This window comes from Arthrobacter sp. P1_A5 (assembly GCF_056406825.1).
The window spans coordinates 1-2,056 of record NZ_JBFTZL010000321.1 but is presented as its reverse complement, the minus strand read 5'-3'; the positions used below and the strand labels follow the sequence as shown (position 1 = coordinate 2,056).

1 protein-coding gene and 1 pseudogene are annotated in these 2,056 nt (G+C 67.9%); both read left to right on the top strand.

Going from position 1 to position 2,056, the window contains the following annotated elements:
• Nucleotides 1–510 (top strand): annotated as a pseudogene (locus tag AC1D1S_RS20885) (serine/threonine-protein kinase); the annotation flags it as partial.
• 79 nt (nucleotides 511–589) lie between these two features.
• A complete protein-coding gene (locus AC1D1S_RS20880) occupies nucleotides 590–1,876 on the top strand; it encodes an APC family permease (protein WP_028276415.1) in 1,287 nt (428 codons plus the stop codon).
• Nucleotides 1,877–2,056: the final 180 nt, after the last annotated feature.

Sequence of the window (2,056 nt, the reverse complement as noted above, 5' to 3'; positions counted from 1 at the left end):
GGTCAGGAGAGGCCGGCGGCACCGTCGGAGGGTCCGGCGGGCGTCTCGCCGCCCTCCACGGCCGACGGCGGGGCCACCGTAGTCCTTCCCGACCTGGAGGCGCTGCTGGCCTCGCCGGATCCGGCGGAGGCCGTCCGCGGTCTCGCCCGGCTTCGCTCGCTCGCGCTCAGCTCCGGGGACTTCGGCCTGCTCGATGACGTCAACGCCCCGGGGTCGGCAGCCGCCGCTGCCGACGCGCGGATCCGAACGCAGCTCAGCGCCTCCGGCCATGTCCTGGCCGGCTTCTCGACCTCCCTGACCCGGATTGAGGCCACCGCGGACAGCAGCCCCGCCCGGGCCGTGGTGGCCATCACCACCGCGCCGTCCGCGTACCGGGAGCTCGATGGGAACGGCGCCATAGTGGCTGAGGTTCCCGCCGCCTCCGCGCAGCAGCTTCACCTCGTCCTGGTGCCCGTCGATGGGCGTTGGCAGATTCAGGACGTTCTACCCCCGGGGCCCGAAGCGGGCTAGGGTTCCGCCGTCGGGGGACCGGTGGTAGCCTCCCTGCGAGACGGCTGCTTGCGAGTGCCTGACGCCGGAGAGGGACGCCATGTCGACCACGGTTCCGAAGAAGCAGATGACCGTCATCCAAGCAGCGTTCATCGGGGTGGGTTCCATGGTGGGCGCGGGAATCTTCGCGCTGCTGGGCGCAGCCGGCGCCGTCGCCGGCTCGGCCGTGTGGGTGTCCTTTCTCATCGCCGGCGCCATCGCCGGCCTTCAGGGGTACTCGTTTGCCAAGCTCGGCGCCACGTACCCGTCAGGCGGAGGCATGCTCGCCTACCTGGCCCGGGGGTTCGGGGAGGGGCACGTTACCGGGATCGTTTCGTGGTTGTTCTATGTGACCGGCGCGATCGTGGGGGCCATGGTGGCGTCGTCCTTCGGGGGGTATGCCAGCGCGGTCCTGACCGGTCGTGACCCAACCTGGGCCAAGGTGTTCGCTGTCGCCCTCATCGTGCTCATGACCTTCCTGAACGCTGTCGGTTCCACGGCGGTGGCCAAAGTCCAGTCGCTGATCGTGAAGGCGGTGCTGGCCATCCTGTCCGTGTTCGCAATTGTCACAATCGCGAACTGGAACCCCGCTCTCCTGGATCCGGCCGGCTACCCGGGCGTTCGCGAGATCATCGCGAGTGTGGCGTTGACGTTTTTCGCCTTCCTCGGGTTCGGCGTCATCACCTTCACCGCGAAGGATCTGCCTGCCCCGTCCCGTCAACTGCCCCGCGCCATGTACCTGGCGCTGGCGATCGCCACGACGGTGTACGTCGCGGTTTCCCTGGGCGTCTTCGGAACCTTGACCGCCGACCAGGTCGTCGCCTACGGCGCCACAGCGCTGGCCGAGGCCGCCAAGCCGACGCTGGGCCAGTTCGGATACGTGCTGATGGTGGTCACCGCCCTGCTCTCCACCGCCGGGGCGGTGAACGCCACCCTCTACCCCTCCGTGGGGATGACCCGGCACCTGGCCTCAGTGGGCCAGTTCCCGCCGGTGTTCGGCCGATCCGTGGGTCGCCGGCAAGTACCGGTCGGACTGCTGGTCATGGCCGGCCTCGCGGCCGTGATGGTGCTGCTGTTCAACCTGAACAGCATTGCCTCCCTCGGAAGTGCGGTGGCACTGCTCATTTTCTCCGCCGTCACCCTGGCCCACTTCAAGGTGTACCGGGAGACCGGCGCCCTGCTTTTCATGCTCATCATCGCCCTGATCGCGACCATGGGCACGTTCCTGGTGTTCTGCACCACCACGCTCGTCAACGAACCCGCAACCGCCGCCGCGCTGGTGGTCATCCTTGCCCTAGCGCTGATCACCGATTTGCTGTGGAAGCGCACCCGAAGCCGCGCAAATTAGCACTCCGGCGATCTGACGTATAGGGGAGTTGGGGACTGTTCCCCGCTAATTCCTAGGTCCATGCTGTAGGCACCGAGCACTTTGTGTGATAAGGGGGCAGTGGGCATGTTCAAGCCGACGACTACTCGCCCCAGGCGGTTTAGCTCCGCCTGGCCCGTGGCGCAGACCACGGGGCACTTG

Bases quoted from the DNA above. Each gene is read 5' to 3' on its own strand.
- AC1D1S_RS20880 (WP_028276415.1), top strand. From the start codon at position 590: ATGTCGACCACGGTTCCGAAGAAGCAGATGACCGTCATCCAAGCAGCG.